The 18,305-nt window shown below is 59.8% G+C and carries 22 protein-coding genes; 8 read left to right on the top strand and 14 right to left on the bottom strand.

Annotation, left to right across the window (positions count from 1 at the left end):
• Nucleotides 1-20: 20 nt before the first annotated feature.
• The 7 genes from JFT85_RS02370 to JFT85_RS02340 all read right to left on the bottom strand — a co-directional run bounded on the left by JFT85_RS02370 (nt 21) and on the right by JFT85_RS02340 (nt 7,609).
• Complete coding sequence (locus JFT85_RS02370) at nt 21-1,655, bottom strand: ABC-F family ATP-binding cassette domain-containing protein (protein WP_201229082.1); 1,635 nt, start codon at nt 1,653-1,655, stop codon at nt 21-23.
• Nucleotides 1,656-1,779: 124 nt separating this feature from the next.
• Nucleotides 1,780-2,829: a DNA topoisomerase IB gene (locus tag JFT85_RS02365; protein ID WP_069551883.1), complete on the bottom strand. Its 1,050-nt coding sequence runs from the start codon at nt 2,827-2,829 to the stop codon at nt 1,780-1,782.
• 74 nt (nt 2,830-2,903) lie between these two features.
• Nucleotides 2,904-3,983: a molybdenum ABC transporter ATP-binding protein gene (gene modC, locus JFT85_RS02360; RefSeq protein WP_073637448.1), complete on the bottom strand. Its 1,080-nt coding sequence runs from the start codon at nt 3,981-3,983 to the stop codon at nt 2,904-2,906.
• A gap of 3 nt (nt 3,984-3,986) precedes the next feature.
• Nucleotides 3,987-4,667 carry a molybdate ABC transporter permease subunit gene (gene modB, locus JFT85_RS02355; RefSeq protein WP_053255949.1) on the bottom strand — a complete coding sequence of 227 codons (681 nt, stop codon included), beginning with the start codon at nt 4,665-4,667 and terminating at the stop codon, nt 3,987-3,989.
• Between the two features lies 1 nt (nt 4,668).
• A complete protein-coding gene (gene modA, locus JFT85_RS02350; RefSeq protein ID WP_053255950.1) occupies nt 4,669-5,442 on the bottom strand; it encodes a molybdate ABC transporter substrate-binding protein in 774 nt (257 codons plus the stop codon).
• Nucleotides 5,443-5,556: 114 nt separating this feature from the next.
• On the bottom strand, nt 5,557-6,621 hold the full coding sequence (locus JFT85_RS02345) for an NAD(P)H-dependent flavin oxidoreductase (RefSeq protein WP_078828372.1): 1,065 nt from the start codon (nt 6,619-6,621) through the stop codon (nt 5,557-5,559).
• 109 nt (nt 6,622-6,730) lie between these two features.
• On the bottom strand, nt 6,731-7,609 hold the full coding sequence (locus JFT85_RS02340; protein ID WP_139372227.1) for an alpha/beta fold hydrolase: 879 nt from the start codon (nt 7,607-7,609) through the stop codon (nt 6,731-6,733).
• Nucleotides 7,610-7,781: 172 nt separating this feature from the next.
• On the opposite strand from JFT85_RS02340, the gene JFT85_RS02335 reads away from it, so the two are divergent.
• Nucleotides 7,782-8,375: a CGNR zinc finger domain-containing protein gene (locus JFT85_RS02335; RefSeq protein ID WP_069551879.1), complete on the top strand. Its 594-nt coding sequence runs from the start codon at nt 7,782-7,784 to the stop codon at nt 8,373-8,375.
• A gap of 12 nt (nt 8,376-8,387) precedes the next feature.
• The gene (locus tag JFT85_RS02330) at nt 8,388-8,849 is read left to right on the top strand and encodes a GyrI-like domain-containing protein (protein WP_053255954.1); all 462 of its coding nucleotides are present in this window, start codon (nt 8,388-8,390) and stop codon (nt 8,847-8,849) included.
• A 4-nt stretch (nt 8,850-8,853) separates the two neighbouring features.
• Here JFT85_RS02330 and ada read toward each other — a convergent pair whose 3' ends face one another.
• The 4 genes from ada to JFT85_RS02310 form a co-directional block, all read right to left on the bottom strand.
• Nucleotides 8,854-9,897: a bifunctional DNA-binding transcriptional regulator/O6-methylguanine-DNA methyltransferase Ada gene (ada, locus tag JFT85_RS02325; protein ID WP_201229080.1), complete on the bottom strand. Its 1,044-nt coding sequence runs from the start codon at nt 9,895-9,897 to the stop codon at nt 8,854-8,856.
• A 75-nt stretch (nt 9,898-9,972) separates the two neighbouring features.
• Nucleotides 9,973-10,638, bottom strand: a complete 666-nt coding sequence (alkB, locus tag JFT85_RS02320) for a DNA oxidative demethylase AlkB (RefSeq protein WP_187601959.1) — start codon at nt 10,636-10,638, stop codon at nt 9,973-9,975.
• 3 nt (nt 10,639-10,641) lie between these two features.
• On the bottom strand, nt 10,642-10,809 hold the full coding sequence (locus JFT85_RS02315) for a hypothetical protein (protein WP_096236871.1): 168 nt from the start codon (nt 10,807-10,809) through the stop codon (nt 10,642-10,644).
• Between the two features lie 26 nt (nt 10,810-10,835).
• Nucleotides 10,836-11,138 carry a DUF1883 domain-containing protein gene (locus JFT85_RS02310; protein ID WP_003173824.1) on the bottom strand — a complete coding sequence of 101 codons (303 nt, stop codon included), beginning with the start codon at nt 11,136-11,138 and terminating at the stop codon, nt 10,836-10,838.
• 212 nt (nt 11,139-11,350) lie between these two features.
• Between JFT85_RS02310 and JFT85_RS02305 the strand changes: the two genes are divergently transcribed.
• Both JFT85_RS02305 and JFT85_RS02300 read left to right on the top strand, forming a co-directional pair.
• Nucleotides 11,351-11,701 (top strand): hypothetical protein, encoded by a 351-nt coding sequence (locus JFT85_RS02305; RefSeq protein WP_053255957.1) that lies wholly within the window; start codon nt 11,351-11,353, stop codon nt 11,699-11,701.
• A gap of 211 nt (nt 11,702-11,912) precedes the next feature.
• On the top strand, nt 11,913-12,143 hold the full coding sequence (locus JFT85_RS02300; RefSeq protein WP_053255958.1) for a hypothetical protein: 231 nt from the start codon (nt 11,913-11,915) through the stop codon (nt 12,141-12,143).
• Between the two features lie 9 nt (nt 12,144-12,152).
• On the opposite strand, the gene JFT85_RS02295 is transcribed toward JFT85_RS02300, so the two are convergent.
• On the bottom strand, nt 12,153-12,437 hold the full coding sequence (locus JFT85_RS02295; protein WP_053255959.1) for a hypothetical protein: 285 nt from the start codon (nt 12,435-12,437) through the stop codon (nt 12,153-12,155).
• A 143-nt stretch (nt 12,438-12,580) separates the two neighbouring features.
• On the bottom strand, nt 12,581-12,766 hold the full coding sequence (locus JFT85_RS02290; protein WP_053255960.1) for a hypothetical protein: 186 nt from the start codon (nt 12,764-12,766) through the stop codon (nt 12,581-12,583).
• 306 nt (nt 12,767-13,072) lie between these two features.
• Between JFT85_RS02290 and galU the strand changes: the two genes are divergently transcribed.
• Together galU and gorA are read left to right on the top strand one after the other, a co-directional pair.
• The gene (galU, locus tag JFT85_RS02285; protein WP_053255961.1) at nt 13,073-13,912 is read left to right on the top strand and encodes a UTP--glucose-1-phosphate uridylyltransferase GalU; all 840 of its coding nucleotides are present in this window, start codon (nt 13,073-13,075) and stop codon (nt 13,910-13,912) included.
• A 106-nt stretch (nt 13,913-14,018) separates the two neighbouring features.
• On the top strand, nt 14,019-15,377 hold the full coding sequence (gorA, locus tag JFT85_RS02280; RefSeq protein ID WP_201229078.1) for a glutathione-disulfide reductase: 1,359 nt from the start codon (nt 14,019-14,021) through the stop codon (nt 15,375-15,377).
• Here gorA and JFT85_RS02275 read toward each other — a convergent pair whose 3' ends face one another.
• Nucleotides 15,378-16,385, bottom strand: a complete 1,008-nt coding sequence (locus tag JFT85_RS02275; protein WP_073637452.1) for a DNA-binding protein — start codon at nt 16,383-16,385, stop codon at nt 15,378-15,380.
• A 170-nt stretch (nt 16,386-16,555) separates the two neighbouring features.
• Here JFT85_RS02275 and JFT85_RS02270 point away from each other — a divergent pair, with 170 nt between their 5' ends.
• Both JFT85_RS02270 and ahpC read left to right on the top strand, forming a co-directional pair.
• Nucleotides 16,556-17,488: a site-specific integrase gene (locus JFT85_RS02270; protein ID WP_073637453.1), complete on the top strand. Its 933-nt coding sequence runs from the start codon at nt 16,556-16,558 to the stop codon at nt 17,486-17,488.
• A 133-nt stretch (nt 17,489-17,621) separates the two neighbouring features.
• The gene (ahpC, locus tag JFT85_RS02265; protein ID WP_053255965.1) at nt 17,622-18,185 is read left to right on the top strand and encodes an alkyl hydroperoxide reductase subunit C; all 564 of its coding nucleotides are present in this window, start codon (nt 17,622-17,624) and stop codon (nt 18,183-18,185) included.
• The last annotated feature ends 120 nt before the right edge of the window (nt 18,186-18,305 follow it).

The raw sequence follows: 18,305 nt of genomic DNA, 5'->3' as shown, positions 1-18,305 counted from the left end.
TGATTGCGCATGCAATGACCTCAGACATACTCCAGGTGCCATCCCGCTGGCTGCCAGATCAAGTGATGGGTCGGTCGAATCGCCTGCACAAACGCTTCGTCGTGGGACACCGCGACTATTGCGCCGCTAAACCCTTGCAGCGCCTGTTCAAACGCCAGCACCGACTCCAGGTCCAGATGGTTGGTCGGCTCGTCCAGTAGCAACAGTTGCGCCGGTACTTCACGCCACAAGGCAATCGCCATCGCGGCCTTCAAACGCTCGCCACCACTTAATCGGCCTACGGGTTGAGTGACGCGCAACGCATCCAGTTGCAGCAAGGCCAGGCGCGTGCGCAACTGCGCTTCGGCCAGCGGCGTGTCGAGCAGGTTGAGTTGCTCTACGAGGGAGCGTTGGTCGTCCAGCAGCGCGAGCTGTTGATCGATATACGCGCAGGGCACGTGCACCGCACAGTCGCCGCTGACAGGCTGCGATTGGCCCGCCAGCAGTTTGAGCAGTGTGGATTTGCCGCAACCATTGGGGCCGCGCACGGCCACGCGTACCGGGCCCGACAGGTCAAGCGTGACGTAGGCAGACGGCTGCCGTGGGTCGAGCCATGGCAGTTGGGCGTTCTCCACTGTCAGTACGTGTCGGCCGTTGGGCAGTGCCGAGCCAGGCAGCGCAAGCAGGGTGGGTGTTTCATCGACAACACGCTCGTAGGCGTGGCGCACGCGCCCATCAAGCTCGTTTTTATACGCATGATGTGCGCTGCGTACCGTGCTGACGATTTCCTTGGCGGCGCCTTTCCAGCGGGCTTTGGTAAACCGCGAGACATTGGCGGTCTCGGCGTGTTTGCGCGCGCGGGCAGCACTGCGTTGCAGGCTGTCGTGATCCTTTTGCAGGCGCTTGCGTTCGCGGCTGCGCGCCAGGCGCGCGTGCTCAACTGCCGCAACCGCAGCCTGGTGTTCGCTGTCGCGTTGCCGGCGATAGGCATCATAGTTGCCGCCGTACACCCGTGCGCCGAGGGGCGAAAGCTCGACGATGCGCGCCAGGGTGTTGAGCAACTGCCGATCATGGCTGACCACCACCAGGCCACCACGCCAATCGGCGAGGCGGTTCAGCAGCCAGTCGCGGCCGGCGCTGTCGAGGTGGTTAGTGGGCTCATCCAGCACCAGCAGATCCGGCGCCGCCAGCAGCGCACCAATCACGGCGACCCGGGCCTGTTGGCCGCCACTCAATTGATCGGCCGGGGTATCAACACCGAGTGCTTGCAAACCGGCGGCATCAAGGGCGGCGCGCAGACGTTCGGCAAGGTCCCAGCGATCGTCGATCACTTCGAGGTCATTGGCCTGGGGCGTGCCCCTGGCCATGCGCGCAAGCGCGGCCAGGGCCTCGGCGGTACGGGTGAAACCGGCGATGCTTGCGCCCGTTTCAATCTCCGGGGTTTGCGCCACGTACGCCACGCGGGCCTTACGGTCGAGCGTGCCGGAGGAGGGCGTCAGCGCCCCGGCGATCAGCTTCGCCAAGAGACTTTTGCCGCGACCATTGCGGCCGACAATCCCGGTGGGCGTGTGATCAATCGACAGGTTCAAATCTTCCAGCAGGGTTTCGCCATTGGCGAACTGGAAGCTCACGTGTTGCAGGGATACGAGTACGGGCAGCCGTTTGACGTCAGTCATCAGCACCTCCAAAAAAATGTCGAACAGGCCAACAAGCGCGCCGGGCGGCTCATTGCAGCTACATTTTGGAAGGCTTAGTTGTTCACGTCGGCGGTCATCCCGTGAGTCAGAAGGGACGCCAAGGCTACCCCACCTTGGCGTTTTTCGGCAAGTCAGCGGCCAGTTGTTCGAGGAACATCGCCAAGGCAACTTCCTCGGCTTTCAAGCCGGTGCGCTTGCGCGGTTTTGGCAAGCTGGACAGTTCGCCCAGGCTGAAATGCTCGAGCACCGCCGGGTGGATATAGCACTTGCGGCACACGGCCGGGGTGTTGCCCAGTTGCTTGGCGACATCCTTGACCATCGCCACCACATGCCGCTTGGCGTCGGATTCCGGTTGCCACGCCAATTCCCGCAGCACCGCCAGTGCCATCGCGGTGCCGGCCCAGGTGCGATAGTCCTTGGCGGTAAAGTCGGCGCCGGTCAGGCTGTGCAAATACGCATTCACGTCGTGGGAGCTGACCGTGTGGCGCTCGCCGGCTTCGTCCAGGTACTGAAACAGGTTCTGCCCCGGCAATTCCAGGCAGCGCTTGACCACCGTGGCCAGGCGTCGGTCCTTGACGCTGATCTGATGCTCGACGCCGCTCTTGCCGCGAAACTGGAACTGGATTTCGCTGCCCTTGACGTCCACATGGCGGTTGCGCAGGGTGGTCAGCCCATAGGATTTGTTGTCGCGGGCGTACTGGGTGTTGCCGACACGGATCAGCGTCGCATCCAGCAGCATCACCACCGTGGCAAGGACTTTCTCGCGCGTGAAGCCTGGGGCGGCAATTTGCGCCTCCAGTTGCTTGCGCAGTTTGGGTAGGGCATTGCCGAATTCCTGCAGCCGCGAATACTTGTCGGTGTCGCGCACCTCTCGCCAGCGCGTGTGGTAGCGGTACTGTTTACGACCGCGCGCATCGCGGCCGGTCGCTTGCAGATGGCCACGCGGGTCGGCGCAGATCCACACGTCGGTGTAGGCCGGCGGCACGGCCAGGGCATTCAGGCGTTTGATTTCCTCGGCATCGGTGATGCGTTGGCCTTTGGCGTCGACATACTGGAACTTGCCGCGCAGCTTTTTACGGCGAATGCCGGGCTGCGTGTCGTCAACGTAATGCAGGTCGCGGGGCAGCTCGGCAGTCGGGGCGGAGTCGGGCATCGTGCAAATTCCTTGGCAACGGATCAGGCCGGTATGACTGATTGACCGCAGGGTTTTGCGCGCGTGCAAAAAAGTTATGCGAGTACCGCCACCGCCTTGATTTGCGCCCACAGTGTCTGGCCGGGATGCACTTGCAACTGGTCGCGGGAGAAGCGCGTAATGCGCGCCAACAGCGGCGTACCCGCAGCATCCAGGCGCACCAGCACATGGGCGCTGTTATCCGCCGACATCTCCTCAGTGACCGTCACCGGCAGGCGGTTGAGGATGCTGCTGTGCTCTTGCGCCTGCAGGCTCAGGCTGACGTCGCGCGCTTGCACTTTGATTCGCAGCTGTTTGCCCAACGCCAGAGGTGTATGGGCCACGCGCATGCACAACGCACTGTGGGGCAATTGCAGGGTGAGTAATTGATAGTGCGCGTCATAGGCGCTGACGCTGCCATTGATGACCACGCCGGCGTCATCGCCCAGGGCCAGGGGCAAATCCAGGCGCGCCAGGGTCTCGCCGATGGGGCCGCTGGCCAGGGCCTTGCCGTCGCTGAGCAACACAATGTGATCGGCCAGCCGTGCCACTTCGTCCTGGGCATGGCTGACGTACAGCAGGGGGATTTCCAGTTCGTCGTGCAGGCGTTCGAGGTACGGCAGGATCTCGCTTTTGCGTTGGCTGTCCAGCGCCGCCAGCGGTTCATCCATCAACAACAACTGGGGGCTGGTGAGCAATGCGCGGGCGATGCCGATGCGCTGGCGCTCGCCGCCGGACAAATGCTGCGGGTGGCGCTCGAGCAGGTGGCCGATGCCCAGCAGCTCGGTCGCGTGAGCCATGTCCACACGGCGCAGCTTGCGTGGGATGCGCTTGAAGCCGAACTCCAGATTGGCCCGTACCGACAGATGGGGAAACAGGCTGGCTTCCTGGAACACATAGCCCAAGGCACGTTTGTGCGGCGGCACGAACAGCCCCAGGCGACTGTCTTGCCAGACCTCGCCGTTGACCTGGACCCGCGCGTCTTCAGCGCGCTCCAGCCCGGCGATACAGCGCAGGCATGTGGTTTTGCCCGAGCCGGAATGCCCGTACAGCGCGGTGACGCCGCGGCCGGGCACATGCAGGTCGACATCCAGCGCAAAGCCGGAATAGTGCAGGTTCAGGCGTACATCAATCATCGATCAGCTCCAGCCCATCTTGGTTTTACGGCTGGAATAGAGCGCCAGCAACACAACGAAAGCGAAGACCACCATGGCGCCCGCCAGCCAATGGGCCTGGGCATATTCCATGGCTTCGACGTGGTCGTAGATCTGCACCGAGACCACGCGTGTTTTATCCGGGATGTTGCCGCCGATCATCAGCACCACACCGAACTCGCCGACGGTGTGCGCGAAACCGAGAATCGACGCGGTGATAAACCCGGGGCGCGCGAGGGGCAGGATCACCGTGAAAAACGTATCCCAAGGATTGGCGCGTAGCGTTGCGGCCACTTCCAGTGGGCGAGTGCCGATGGCAGAAAAGGCGTTTTGCAACGGTTGCACCACAAACGGCATGGAATAGATCACCGAGCCAATCACCAGCCCGGCAAAACTGAAGGTCAGGGTGCCCAGGCCCAGCCACTGTGTGAACTGGCCGAAGTAACCATGGGGGCCCATGGTCAAGAGCAGGTAGAAACCGATCACCGTCGGTGGCAACACCAACGGTAACGCGACAATCGCACCGATGGGGCCGCGCCACCGCGAACCGGTGCGCGCCAGCCACAGCGCAATCGGAGTGCCGATGACCAGCAGGATCACGGTGGTCAGTGACGCCAGTTTGATGGTCAACCAGATTGCGGAAAAATCGGCACTCGACAGCGGCATTTTAGTTGGCCAACTCGTAACCGTAGGCCTTGATGACCGCTGCGGCTTTCGGACCCTTGAGGTACTCGACCAGGGCCTTGGCGGCGGCGCTGTCTTTGCCTTTGGCGAGGATCACGGCGTCCTGTTTGATTGGGTCATGCAGGGCCGCCGGGACGATCCAGGCCGAGCCGCTGCTGAGTTTGCCGTCTTTGTAGATTTGCGACAGGGCAACAAAGCCCAACTCAGCATTGCCGGTGGACACGAATTGATAGGCCTGGGTGATGTTCTGGCCTTCGACGAGCTTGTCCTTGACCTGGTCGGTCAAGCCTTCTTTAGCCAGTACTTGAGTGGCGGCCAGGCCGTATGGAGCGGCTTTCGGGTTGGCGATGGAGAGGTGCTTGAAGGCATTCTTTTTCAGCACGTCGCCTTTGGCATCCACATAACCTTCTTTGGCCGACCACAGCGCCAGGGTGCCGACCGCGTAGGTGAAGCGCGAGCCTTTGAGCGTGTCGCCCTCGGTTTCGAGTTTTTGCGGGGTGGTGTCGTCAGCGCTGAGGAACACGTCGAACGGCGCGCCGTTCTTGATCTGCGTATAGAACTGACCGGTGGCGCCGTAGGCTGCAACGAGTTTGTGGCCGGTGTCTTTTTCGAAGTCGGCGGCGATCGCCTGGATCGGCGCGGTGAAGTTGGCGGCGACGGCGACCTGCACTTCATCGGCTTGGGCCGAGCCGCAGGCAAGGGCGGCAATAACGGTTACCAGGGCAGTGGGGGCCAAGCGTGAGGCGCGGATCATCATGAAGCAGCTCCTTTGGGCGGTGTACGGCTTGTTATAGGGGGAAGACTCTACCGCTATGTACGGGAATATATAGCGGTTGGCCATTGCCGGTACAGTGCAAAGTTGCCCCACAGGTCAGTCGCGCGTGAGCTTGGCGAGGGTCTGCTCCGCCAACTGCCGCGTCAGGTCATAAGTGGAGAGATCTTTACCCAGGCGCAGTGCCTGGCCTGACCACAGGTTGCTGAAACCCGCTTCATCCTTGGCCTTGAGGGGCATCAAGGCGCCGCCGGAGGTCGGGAAGGCAGGCGCGGCCGGGTTGATCGCGCCGAGTTCACGCATCACGCGGTTGACGATCCCGCGTGCCGGGCGGCCGGTGAACAGGTTGGTCAGCGCCGTTTCGCTGGCTTGGGCATGACGCAGTGCAAAGTGGTGGGAGGCGGTTACGTTGGCTTCCGGCGTGAACAGGTACGCGGTGCCGATCTGGACGGCTGACGCGCCCAGGGCGAATGCCGCAACAATCCCGCGCGCATCACCTATTCCGCCAGCGGCAATCACCGGCACGCTCACTGCGTCGACAATTTGCGGCACCAGTGCCATCAGCCCGATCTGGGTATTGAGGTCGTCGCTGAGAAACAACCCACGATGCCCGCCAGCCTCTAGCCCCATCGCAATAATTGCATCGCAGCCATGCTGTTCCAGCCAGATGGCTTCTTCTACGGTAGTGGCCGATGACAGCACCTTGGCCCCAGTGGCTTTTACCCGGTCGAGCAAGGCTTTTTCGGGCAGGCCAAAGTGAAAACTCACCACCTCGGGACGAAATTCCTCGACCACTTTGCAGGTGGCCTCGCTGAACGGCTCGCGGTTGGAGAGGGGCGTTGGCGCATCAAAATCGGCGCCGAGTTCGCGGTAATAAGGTTCCAGCAACGCCTTCCAGTGGCGGTCACGCACCGCATCCGCAGCGGGCGGTTGATGGCAGAAGAAATTCACGTTAATCGGGCGCGAGCTTGCCTGGCGAACGGTGCTCAAGGCTTCACGCAGTTGCTCGAGACTCAGCGCGGCCGCCGGCACAGAGCCCAGCCCGCCTGCGTGATTGGCCGCGATGACCATGGCGGTGGTGGTCGCACCCGCCATTGGGGCCTGGATAATCGGCACTTCAATGCCCAGCAGGTCGAGGATTCGGGTGTCTGGCCAGGTGCTCATGGGATGCGTCTCCAGCAGTCGTCGGTCTTTTCGCTGTTTTAGCAGGGCCCTTGGCACCCGGCCAGTCTGTTTTATTCACTGGACGAAGCCGAGATTTCGTGTAGCGACTTCAGTCAATCGCCTCGCCCAGCACCGCATGAATGCGCTCAGCGATAAGCACTGCGTGGGTTTCCAGAGCGAAGTGGCCGGTGTCGAGCAGCTCGACCACGGCATTCGCGTTATCCCTTTTGTAGGCAAGGGCGCCGGGCGGGATGAAGAACGGATCGTGCTGGCCCCAGATCACCAGGGTGGGTACCTGGCTGGCTTTGAAGAACGCTTGGAACGCCGGATAGAGCGTGAGGTTGTTGCGGTAATCGAGGAACAGGTCCAGCTGAATCTCGGCGTTGCCGGGGCGCTGCATCAACAGCGCATCCAGCATGTAGGACTCGGGCGCAACCCGTTGCGGTTCACTCACGCCGTGCAGGTACTGGTAGCGCGTGCCGTCCAGGCTGATCACCGCTGTGCGGATCACGTCCCGGTTGGCCTGGCTCGGCTCGGCCCAATAGGCCCGGATCGGTGCCCAGGCATCGCCCAAGCCTTCCAGGTAAGCGTTGCCGTTTTGCGAGATCAGCGCACTGACCCGTTCTGGGTGCGCCACGGCCAGCCGCAGGCCTACCGGTGCGCCGTAATCGAACACGTACAGCGCGTAGCGGGACAGCTTCAGCGCATCGACGAAATGCCCGACAGTCACCGCCAGGTTATCGAAGCTGTAGTGGTAAGCGCGCTCGGCAGGTATTTCGGTGAAGCCGAAGCCCGGCAAGTCGGGCGCGATAACCCTGAAGCGTGTGGCGAGCAGCGGGATCAGGTCGCGGTACATGTGCGAGGAGCTGGGAAAGCCGTGCAGCAGCAATATCACCGGTGCGGCCGGGTCGCCGGCTTCACGGTAGAACACGCGCACACCATCGGCATCGACGTGATGGTAGCGAACGACAGGGGCTTGGATCGACATGGCAGGCATACCTTAGGTAACTTGTTTAGTGGTTATTACGGGTTACCATTTAAACGCTGCGCTGAATTATGTAACCTGTCAAATTAATATTTCAGGTTAGCTGTTTGTCGAATGTAACTACCCATGCACAAAAATAGTGGTTACGATTGCGCGATGAACACGAGGACGAATCATGGCCATCCCTACGCCCCCAGCGGCACCCTTGGAACCCTATGTGCTTGCCGATGACCCGGTGTTGGACATGCTCAATACCCTGGCGAATATCGATGGCATGCCGTGGGATTTCTGGCAGACCGACGCTGACGTCCAGCGTTGGTTAGTGCGTTTGGAGTGGGTTCAGCCAGCGGCCATGCCTGCGTTTGAAGCGGGCGCCTTGCTCGCCGCCGCACGTGAGTTGCGCGAGGTGGTCCGTGACCTCGTCGTGACGCGCAAGCTCGGTCAGCTCGGCAATCCCACGGCGCTCAACAGTTTTTTGCGCAAGGCAGTCAGCCATCCACAGCTGGTCTGGCCGGCGTCCGGGGCGCCGCTGTTGGAGCGTCAACGCAAATCGCAGACGGCAGAGCAATTTTTGTCGCCGATTGCCGAAGCTGCAGCTAATTTATTGGTGGCCGGCGATTTCAATTTGATCCGGCGGTGCGAGCATCCGGAATGCGTGCTGTGGTTTTATGATCGGACCAAGGCCCATAAGCGTCGCTGGTGCAGCATGGCCTTGTGCGGTAACCGGCATAAAGTCGCCGAATTCCGTAAACGTCAATTGCAGCGTTGAAAGGAGAGGGCTTTGCCAGCAATCAAGGAACAGGTCGTGGCAGCAACCAGGGTCTCGGGCTTGCAAGTGCGGACCCGCAATGCCGATGAAATGCTGCCCGCGAGCGCGAAAATCGGCCCGCTGTGGCAACGGTTTTTTGAGCAGGGGCTTTACCAGGCAATTCCGGGCAAGCACCCCGACTCGCCGGTGTACGGGGTGTACAGCGGCTATGAGTCGGATGCGAGTGGTTTTTTTGATGTGATGGCGGGTGTTGCCTCCACCGCAGCGGCGCAAGGCTTTGAAAGCCTGGTGATCGAGCCGGGCCGGTATTTGGTGTTTGAGGCGCGCGGGCCAATGCCGGACGCAATCATTGCCACCTGGCAACAGGTCTGGGCTTATTTCGAAAAACCGGGTGTCGAGTCGCGGGCGTTTGTCACTGACTTCGAGGTCTATCAGGCAGACGAAGTGGCGCGAATTTATATCGGCATCCGCTAGGCCATTACTGGCGTTCGCGCTCCAGCAACTGCCGCTTGCGCGCTACGCCCCAGCGGTAGCCCGACAGCTCGCCGTCGCTGCGTACCACGCGATGGCAGGGGATCGCCACCGCCAGGCAGTTGGCGCCACAGGCCTGGGCCACGGCGCGAAAGGATTTGGGGGCGCCGATACGCTCGGCAATCTGCGCATAACTGGCGGTGCTGCCCAGCGGAATATCGCGCAGCGCCCGCCATACTCGCTCCTGAAAGGCGGTACCGCGTAAGTCCAGCGGCAAATCCAACCCCAGCGCAGGCGCTTCGATAAAGCCCACGACCTGGGCAATCAGCTGTTCGAAGTGGCGGTCCGCGCCCACCAATTGTGCCTGCGCAAATTGATCCTGCAGGTCTCGCACCAGTTTGTCCGGGTCATCCCCCAGCAAAATCGCACACACGCCGCGTTGGCTCTGTGCCACCAGAATCGCGCCCAGTGAACATTGGCCGACGGCAAAGCGAATCTCACTGTTAGTGCCGCCGGCCCGGTAGTCCGTCGGCGTCATGCCCAGCAATTGATCGGCGGACTCGTAGAAGCGGCTGTTGGAGTTGAAGCCTGCGTCATACAGCGCGTCAGTGACCGAGTGCTCGTTCAAGAGGCCGTCGCGTATTTTGCGCGCGCGCAGGGCGCTGGCGTATCCCTTGGGGGTGAGGCCGGTGATGGCTTTGAATACGCGGTGGAAATGAAAGGCGCTCAGCCCGGCCAGACGGGCGACTTCATCCAGGCTGGGCGGCGTTTCGGCCTGTTCTATGTACCGGCACGCCGTCGCCACCAAGTGCGCATGGTGGGCAGCCAGTTGGGTCTGGTCGCTGGCGGCGCGCTTGCTCGGGCGATAACCGGCAGCCTCGGCTTGCTCGGGGGTGTCGAAGAATTCGATGTTTTGTGGGCGTGGCAAACGCGAGGCGCTGCTGGGGCGGCAATACACGCCTGTGGTTTTTACGCCGTAGACAAACAGCGTGTCTGCCTTGGCATCGCGGGCGATGATGGCGGCCCAGCGTGGGTCATGTTCGTTGTTCATGGCCTGCACTCTTGACGGATCACGGGCAGATTAGCCGCTGCGGGGATACTCGGCACTCCGAAGCTTGCGGTCAAATCAGCCGGCGGTACGAAAGGTCAGGTTGATGCGTTGTGGGCCCATGATCGGGTGCACGCCGTCCTTGATCGGCATCACCCCATGAAAACGCAAGCGATCAACGCCGCCCCAGACCACGATATCACCGTGGAACAAGGCGATCTTCTGGGGCTTGCTGCTGCGCTCAGCGCCGCCGAACAGGAAAATCGCCGGCAGGCCCAGCGACACGGAAACCACCGGCGCGTCGTAGTTGCGCTCGTTTTTATCCTGATGCAGGGACATCTTGGCCCCAGGCACATAGCGGTTGATCAGGCAGGCATCCGGGGAAAACGCGCTGAAGCCGGCCTCGGCTGCCGCACGTGTGGCGAGTTGGCGCAGCGCGCTGGGCATGGCTGGCCAGGGTTGTTGGCTGCGCGGGTCGAGGGGGCTGTAGCGATAGCCAGACGTGTCGGTGGTCCAGCCCAGTGCGCCGCAACTGCTCAGCGCCGCTGACATGGTAAAGCCGCCGGGCGTGACCATTTTCCGAAACGGCGCTTGGGCCAGCACCTGGCGAAGCTCAGGCAGCAGGCGCTCAATCCAGGGCAGGGCATAGCCCCTCAGTACGTAGGACTCTTCGCCAATCTGTTCGCGCCGCGCAGGTTGCTGCAACGCATCCTCGGCGAACAGGTCGGCAGTCGGCCCAGGCATGGTTTACAGCGCCTTACTCACGTTGATGTCAGTGATTTCGTCACTGGCATCGTGGATTTTCGCCAGGGCTTGCTTGGCCTCTTCGACACTGTTGGTGTGCAATTGCGCGAACTCAAAGCGACGTTCGCCGTTGAGCTTGTACTTGATGACGTATTTGGTCGTGGTGGTCACAGCTTGTTTCCTGTCGAGGGTTCGGCTCAGCTCAGTTTGGTGCTGGTGCGACGAACGATGCGGATCTTGTGGGACAACGCGGGTTTACGGGTAACGCTGATGGCGCGACGTGTCACCACGTCCAGGGTGATGTTCCAGAAACCGGTGCTGGGCGCGGTAATTTTCGCCGGGAATTTGTCGAACGCACCGCCGTGGTAGGTGTGGCGGCCGCCGTTCTTGAAGCTGCGAAAATTGGCATCGCTCATCAGGCGAATATTGCAGGTCTGCGAGCATTCGATGACAACGATGTCGCCCTCGTTGAGGTGCTCGCGCTGGTGGATGAATTTCATGGGGTGTCTCCAGAAGGGCTTTTTCTGAAAAATCAGAATGATACGTAGGTTAAGATAGAGTTTATCAGCCCCAGCGCGTTTATTATCGGGTCGTCGTCGACGACTTCGACAATTTAAAACAGTTATTTACCGAGTTTTCAGAGATAAATCCTACGTTGGCGGGAGAAATTTACTCTCTAAGCTGTCGTAGGGTCTTTATCGGAGGTTTTAGTATGAAGTGGAGTGTGTTGGTTCTGGCCTTGGCGATAGGTGGATGTGCTTCGGTTGCAGATATCAAGCAGACCCCGCCAACGTTGGTGGTGATTTCCGGGAAAAAACCGCCGGAATATGCCGCCTGTGTGGTGCGCAAGCTGGCCGACACCCGTCGCCCGCCGCAGATCGAGCCCCATAAGGATGGTATACAGGTGATTGTGCCGCAGAAATTCTCGGCCGACCCTTCGGCAATCTTCGAGATTGAAGATCGCTCCAGCGGCAGCAGCATCAAGCTCTACGAGAGCATGTCCAATGTCCCGATCCGCCCGGGTGATATCAAGAAAGCCGCTGAGGCGTGTATTTCCGGCTGAGCCTCAGGCTCACCCACGCCGTTGAATCCGATAAAAAAGCCTGACGCTGCGATAGTGGCATCAGGTTTTTTTTGGCGTTGATGTCAGGTGTCGTCGACAAAGGATCATTACCCTGGGGTTTGCAGATCCGTTAAACTGTTGGTTATCCAATCCAAAAAAATACCGCGCAAGCCTTGAGAATGCGCGGCATTTGTCTTTTCTGGAAATCGTCATGAAACGTGAACACGTCACAGCCCGCCATGCCGAGGGCGAAATCTCGGCCACCCATGTCATCCAGAATCCTGCCGACCTGGGCGAGTGGATCGTGTTCTTCAAGAAAAGCGGCGGTCGCAGTTATTTCCTGGTGGATGAGCACGATGAAGTCGAATCATTTGCGCGCCTGGATGACCTGATAGAAATCCTGCGCGGCCTTGGCATCAAGTTCGCAGAAATTCACCTGTAGCCCTCAGGCTTACTTGCAAACGACAACCACGCTGCGGCTCTTGAAGTTACCCACGTCTTTGCCAAGGGTCTTGTCGCTTTCCTTCAACGCAGGCGTGCCTTCGGTGCCGACGATGCGGTAGCCGGTGCCGGCGCAGGAAGCATCGGCTTTTTCGTAGCAACTGGCCCACGAGTTGGCCTCGCCCGAGCAGTCGATGGTCAGGCCTTGCTCGCCATTTTTCAGGTAAGTATCGGAAGTGGTGGTGCAGCCGGCCATCAGCGCCAGTAGTGCAGGCAGTGCCAGAATCTTGTTCATAGTGGAATCGTCGTCGAGGGTGTTGGAAGGGCGCTGACACTGTCGTGGGGCGTTTGCGCAAGATTATAGCGAACTGCCACCTAGGTACAGCCAATCACAAAAAAGCCCCGATCATCGGGGCTTTTTGCAAAGGGCCTGCAGGCTTACTTGCCCTTGGGTCTTTTGCTCGACGCGTGGCCAGCTTCATCCACGAACACCTCGGCGACTGCAACAGCCTGGCTTTCGGTCGCAAATGCCCCGGCGACGCTGTCACCGTGGAAGTTGATCAGGTGCCAGCCGTCCGCTCGCTTTGTGATCAGGTAGCCGTTTACGCCTTTGGGTTCTGACATCTATCAATCTCGTGGTGTGGTTCAAGTGCGTAATCATAGCGCCAAACGCGCTGGGAGCGGGCAAGTTGTTGCAGGTCAGTGCCTTGCGTCGAAAAGCGTGCTAAAACATTGACAGCCCTCTTAATCAAAGGGGTCAAGGCGTGGTTTGTCGTGCCGTTGGTAACGCCCTTGTAGGATCAGCGGAACTTACGCGCACATTTTTTCTCTATGTTGACATCGCAACGCCAGCAGGACCCATTGTAAGGTGACTGCGGCCTCATTAGACTGCGCCGAATTCCGTACGCACAGCCCTTTGTAAGGACTCATATGATCAAGAAATGCTTGTTCCCAGCAGCCGGTTACGGCACTCGCTTCTTGCCAGCGACCAAAGCCATGCCTAAAGAGATGCTGCCGGTGGTGAACAAGCCACTGATTCAGTACGGCGTCGAAGAGGCACTGGATGCCGGTCTGAACGAAATTTCCATCGTTACCGGCCGTGGTAAGCGCGCGCTGGAAGACCACTTCGACATCAGCTACGAGCTGGAAAACCAGATCAAGGGCACCGACAAGGAAAAATACCTGGTCGGTATCCGTAAATTGCTCGACGAGTGCTCGTTCTCGTACACCCGTCAAACCCAGATGAAAGGCCTCGGCCACGCGATCCTGACCGGGCGCCCACTGATCGGTGACGAACCGTTCGCTGTGGTACTGGCGGATGACCTGTGCGTCAATCTGGAAGGCGACGGCGTACTGACCCAGATGGTCAAGCTGTACCAGAAATACCGCTGCACCATCGTTGCAGTTCAAGAGGTCGATCCTCTGGAAACCAACAAGTACGGCGTAATCGCTGGCGACGACATTGGTGATGGCCTGATTCGTGTGCGTGACATGGTTGAAAAGCCAGCGCCGGAAGATGCACCTTCGAACCTGGCTATCATTGGCCGTTACATCCTGACCCCGGACATCTTCAAATTGATCGAAGAAACCGAGCCAGGCAAAGGCGGCGAGATCCAGATCACTGACGCTCTGTTGAAGCAAGCCAAAGACGGCTGCGTGATTGCCTACAAGTTCAAAGGCCGTCGTTTCGACTGCGGTGGCGCTGAAGGCTACATCGAGGCGACCAACTTCTGCTATGAGCACTTCTACAAAACTGGCAAGGCTTACTGATTCACGGTTGCCTGACCTGTTTTAAGAGAAAGCCACCTTAGGGTGGCTTTTTCGTTTTTTAGCCCCATCTAAATCGGTATGCTGATGCCCTGCCGAGGAGAGTGAAATGGCCTACGATTTTGATCTGTATGTAATTGGCGCCGGTTCCGGCGGTGTTCGCGCGGCGCGCTTTGCCGCAGGGTTTGGCGCCAAGGTGGCTGTGGCGGAAAGCCGCTACCTGGGCGGTACGTGCGTTAACGTCGGCTGCGTGCCGAAGAAACTGTTGGTGTACGGTGCGCATTTCGCCGAAGACTTTGAGCAGGCCAGCGGTTTTGGCTGGTCCCTGGGTGCAGCGAACTTTGATTGGGCGACCTTAATCGCCAACAAGGACCGTGAAATCAATCGCCTTAATGGTATCTACCGCAACCTGCTGGTTAACAGTGGCGTGACCCTGCATGAAGGGCATGCGCGGCTGGTTGACCCGCACCAGGTGGAAATCAATGGCGAGCGTTACACCGCCAAGCACATTTTGATCGCTACCGGTGGTTGGCCGCAGATCCCGGAGATCCCGGGGCGTGAGCACGCCATTGGCTCCAATGAGGCGTTCTTTCTGAAAGAACTGCCCAAGCGCGTGCTGGTCGTTGGCGGTGGTTACATCGCGGTTGAGTTCGCGGGTATTTTCCACGGTTTGGGCGCACAGACGACGCTACTGTATCGCGGCGATTTGTTCCTGCGCGGTTTTGATGGCTCGGTGCGTACGCACCTGAAGGAAGAGTTGACCAAGCGCGGCCTGGACCTGCAATTCAATGCCGATATCGAACGTATCGACAAGCAAGCAGACGGCAGCCTAAAGGCAACCCTGAAAGATGGGCGTGTGCTGGAGGCCGATTGCGTGTTCTACGCCACCGGTCGCCGCCCAATGCTCGACAACCTGGGGCTGGAGAACACCGGCGTCAGCCTCGACGAGCGTGGCTTTGTTACGGTGGATGACCTTTACCAGACCGCTGAGCCGTCGATCCTGGCCATTGGCGACGTCATTGGTCGTGTGCAATTGACGCCGGTAGCCCTGGCTGAAGGCATGGCGGTGGCCCGTCGTTTGTTCAAGCCAGAACAGTACCGCCCGGTGGATTACGCGATGATTCCGACGGCGGTGTTCAGCCTGCCGAACATCGGCACCGTCGGCTTGAGCGAAGAAGACGCGAAGAAGCAGGGCCACAAGGTGCAGGTCTTTGAAAGCCGCTTCCGGCCGATGAAGCTGACGCTGACCGATTGCCAGGAAAAAAACCTGATGAAACTGGTAGTCGATGCCGACACCGATAAAGTCCTGGGTTGCCACATGGTCGGGCCGGATGCCGGCGAGATCGTTCAGGGGCTGGCGATCGCGCTCAAGGCGGGCGCGACCAAGCAGCATTTCGACGAAACCATCGGCGTGCATCCTACGGCGGCGGAAGAGTTCGTCACCATGCGCACGCCTGTGGCGGACTGATCATGTGTCGGGCGTTGCCTCTGGCGTCGTTGCAACGACGGCCGCCAGGCGCAATGCCTCGATACTGGCCTGGGCCTTGATGAGGTCCAGTTCCAGGCTCTTGTTCGCCATCTGGTGTTCGTTCAGCGTTTGCTGGCGTGACTGGCTCTCCAGTAGGGCAACCCGCAGGCGCTCCTGAAGCAGGGTGCGCTCGCTTTCTATCAGGCTGACCTGCTCGCTGAGTTTTTGCTGCGCGGCCTGATCCTGGCGGGTTTGCGCCTGCAGGGCGGCCAGCTCCTTGATCGTGACGCGGTGCTCGATCAACAGTCGCTCATTGTCACGGTGCAGTTGGGTGATCTCATCCTGGCGCACCATGGCGCTTTGCTGGGCCTGGCGCAGTTCCGCCTGGACCTGCTGCAACTGGCCTTCATGACGTCGCTGTTCCTGCTCGCGCTGCTCCTTGATTGCATTGCGGTAATGCTCGAGCGCTTCCCGTGCGTGCAGGTGTTTTTCTTCCAGCGAACGAATTTGTTCGTCCTTGTCGTTGATGCGTAATTCGTAATCGCTGCACGCCTGGCTGAGCCCGGCGTTACGGGTTTGCTCGGTTTGCAGGCTGGTGCTCGCGGTTTGCAGGGCGGCACTTTCTTCTGCGAGGGCGGCGGCCTGGATAGCACATTGCTGACTGAGCTGGCTATGAGCCTCTTCTAGCGCTTGCAGCTGGGCGAGCAGGGCGGCTTTCTGTTGTTCGAACTGCGCCAGCGCCAGGTCAATCGGCTCCTGGGCCTTTTCTTTAAGGCGTTGGGCCAGGCGTGCAACCAGTTCACCCAGCTCGTCGTCGATGGGTGCCTCGGTGATCGTCAGCCGGGTTTCGCTCTCGTCCAACTCCTTCAAATAACGATGAATCGTGGTTTTTGAACCGGTATTGCCCATTTCGATGCGGACTGCGTCGATGCTCGGGTTCTCGCCGCGGGCAAGGATCGCCAGGCGTGCCGTTTGAACTACTGCTTTGTTTATGCCGCCGCGAGCCATGGAGTCTCCGTCGATTTAGTACTGTGGTACGTATTATGTAGATACATACTGTAACACGAATAAAATCTCGTTTAAATTCATGATTCAACAGATGGGATATTGGCGTATTATCCCGTGTCATAGCGGTATTGAGCGTCAATTCACCCGTCAGCAGTACGCATAGGCTTTTCATGAGCGATCTGGAGCGTTATCTCAATGCCGCCACCCGCGATAACACGCGGCGTAGCTATCGCGCGGCCATTGAGCACTTTGAAGTGAGTTGGGGTGGGTTCCTGCCCGCGACCAGCGACAGCGTGGCGCGTTATCTGGTGGCACACGCCGGGGTGCTGGCGGTCAACACCTTGAAGCTGCGGCTCTCGGCATTGGCGCAGTGGCACACCAGCCAGGGTTTCCCTGACCCGACCAAGGCGCCGGTGGTGCGCAAGGTGCTCAAGGGCATTCGTGCGGTGCACCCGGCGCAGGAGAAACAGGCCGAGCCGCTGCAACTCAAGCACCTTGAGCAGGTGGTCGCCTGCCTTGAGGCAGAGGCGATTCAGGCGCGGACTGATCAGGACCCGTCGCGATTGCTGCGCGCCAAGCGCGACACGGCATTGATCCTGCTGGGCTTCTGGCGCGGGTTTCGCAGTGATGAACTGTGCCGCCTGGCTATCGAGCATGTGCAGGCCATACCGGGCGCCGGCATCAGCCTGTATCTGCCGCGCAGCAAAAGTGACCGCGACAACCTCGGCAAGACCTACCAGACCCCGGCGTTGCTGCGGTTGTGCCCGGTGCAGGCCTATAGCGAATGGCTCAGCGCGTCGGCGCTGGTGCGCGGCCCGGTATTTCGCGGAGTCGACCGCTGGGGCAATTTGGGCGAGGAGGGGTTGCACCCCAACAGTGTCATCCCGTTGCTGCGCCAGGCCTTGGAACGCGCCGGTATCGCGGCCGATCAATACACCAGCCACTCACTGCGTCGAGGCTTTGCCACCTGGGCCCACCGCAGCGGCTGGGACTTGAAGTCGTTGATGAGCTACGTCGGCTGGAGCGACATGAAATCCGCCATGCGCTATGTTGAAGCGACGCCCTTTCTTGGCATGACCTTGGCCACCCAACCGCTGATTTGAGATTTCTTCTATTAATAGCGCCACTTGATAGCGAAAACCAATCGTCAGCATCAGGTTTGCCAATGAGCCATCGTCGGAAAGAGTGGGTAGGATTCATCTCATCAACTTACTAACCCCTGACGGAGAGTCATCGATGCCTATCATCAACAGCCAAGTAAAACCGTTCAAAGCTACCGCCTACAAAAACGGCAACTTCGTCGACGTGTCGGATGCTGACCTGAAAGGCAAATGGTCTGTCGTGTTCTTCTACCCGGCTGACTTTACCTTCGTATGCCCAACTGAGCTGGAAGACCTGGCTGACAACTACGCCGAATTCCAGAAACTGGGCGTCGAAATCTACAGCGTCTCCACCGACACTCACTTTGCTCACGCTGCCTGGCACAACACTTCGCCAGCCATCGGCAAAATCCAGTACACCATGATCGGCGACCCAACCCTGACCATTTCCCGCAACTTCGACGTACTGATCGAAGAAGCCGGTCTGGCTGACCGCGGCACCTTCGTGATTGACCCAGAAGGCAAGATCAAAATCGTTGAACTGAACGATGGTGGCGTGGGTCGCGATGCTTCCGAACTGCTGCGCAAAATCAAGGCTGCTCAGTATGTTGCTGCTCACCCAGGTGAAGTGTGCCCAGCCAAGTGGAAAGAAGGCGAGGCTACCCTGGCTCCGTCCCTGGACCTGGTCGGCAAGATCTAAACCTGTGAACGACCTCAGGGCGGGCTCTGCCGCACCTTAAGTAAGCTGCACCGCCCTCAAAACGCCCGGGCGAGATTCGCTCGGGCGTTTTTTTGTCTGCAATAAACCGAATTAATAGGA

The organism is Pseudomonas sp. TH04, assembly GCF_016651355.1.
Taxonomy (GTDB): domain Bacteria; phylum Pseudomonadota; class Gammaproteobacteria; order Pseudomonadales; family Pseudomonadaceae; genus Aquipseudomonas; species Aquipseudomonas fluorescens.
Note: the sequence above shows the minus strand (reverse complement) of the source record. Positions and strands in the feature narration are given on the sequence as shown.

Bases quoted from the DNA above. Each gene is read 5' to 3' on its own strand.
- JFT85_RS02370 (WP_201229082.1), bottom strand. From the start codon at position 1,655: ATGACTGACGTCAAACGGCTGCCCGTACTCGTATCCCTGCAACACGTG.
- JFT85_RS02365 (WP_069551883.1), bottom strand. From the start codon at position 2,829: ATGCCCGACTCCGCCCCGACTGCCGAGCTGCCCCGCGACCTGCATTAC.
- modC (WP_073637448.1), bottom strand. From the start codon at position 3,983: ATGATTGATGTACGCCTGAACCTGCACTATTCCGGCTTTGCGCTGGAT.
- modB (WP_053255949.1), bottom strand. From the start codon at position 4,667: ATGCCGCTGTCGAGTGCCGATTTTTCCGCAATCTGGTTGACCATCAAA.
- modA (WP_053255950.1), bottom strand. From the start codon at position 5,442: ATGATGATCCGCGCCTCACGCTTGGCCCCCACTGCCCTGGTAACCGTT.
- JFT85_RS02345 (WP_078828372.1), bottom strand. From the start codon at position 6,621: ATGAGCACCTGGCCAGACACCCGAATCCTCGACCTGCTGGGCATTGAA.
- JFT85_RS02340 (WP_139372227.1), bottom strand. From the start codon at position 7,609: ATGTCGATCCAAGCCCCTGTCGTTCGCTACCATCACGTCGATGCCGAT.
- JFT85_RS02335 (WP_069551879.1), top strand. From the start codon at position 7,782: ATGGCCATCCCTACGCCCCCAGCGGCACCCTTGGAACCCTATGTGCTT.
- ada (WP_201229080.1), bottom strand. From the start codon at position 9,897: ATGAACAACGAACATGACCCACGCTGGGCCGCCATCATCGCCCGCGAT.
- alkB (WP_187601959.1), bottom strand. From the start codon at position 10,638: ATGCCTGGGCCGACTGCCGACCTGTTCGCCGAGGATGCGTTGCAGCAA.
- JFT85_RS02310 (WP_003173824.1), bottom strand. From the start codon at position 11,138: ATGAAATTCATCCACCAGCGCGAGCACCTCAACGAGGGCGACATCGTT.
- JFT85_RS02305 (WP_053255957.1), top strand. From the start codon at position 11,351: ATGAAGTGGAGTGTGTTGGTTCTGGCCTTGGCGATAGGTGGATGTGCT.
- JFT85_RS02300 (WP_053255958.1), top strand. From the start codon at position 11,913: ATGAAACGTGAACACGTCACAGCCCGCCATGCCGAGGGCGAAATCTCG.
- JFT85_RS02295 (WP_053255959.1), bottom strand. From the start codon at position 12,437: ATGAACAAGATTCTGGCACTGCCTGCACTACTGGCGCTGATGGCCGGC.
- JFT85_RS02290 (WP_053255960.1), bottom strand. From the start codon at position 12,766: ATGTCAGAACCCAAAGGCGTAAACGGCTACCTGATCACAAAGCGAGCG.
- galU (WP_053255961.1), top strand. From the start codon at position 13,073: ATGATCAAGAAATGCTTGTTCCCAGCAGCCGGTTACGGCACTCGCTTC.
- gorA (WP_201229078.1), top strand. From the start codon at position 14,019: ATGGCCTACGATTTTGATCTGTATGTAATTGGCGCCGGTTCCGGCGGT.
- JFT85_RS02275 (WP_073637452.1), bottom strand. From the start codon at position 16,385: ATGGCTCGCGGCGGCATAAACAAAGCAGTAGTTCAAACGGCACGCCTG.
- JFT85_RS02270 (WP_073637453.1), top strand. From the start codon at position 16,556: ATGAGCGATCTGGAGCGTTATCTCAATGCCGCCACCCGCGATAACACG.
- ahpC (WP_053255965.1), top strand. From the start codon at position 17,622: ATGCCTATCATCAACAGCCAAGTAAAACCGTTCAAAGCTACCGCCTAC.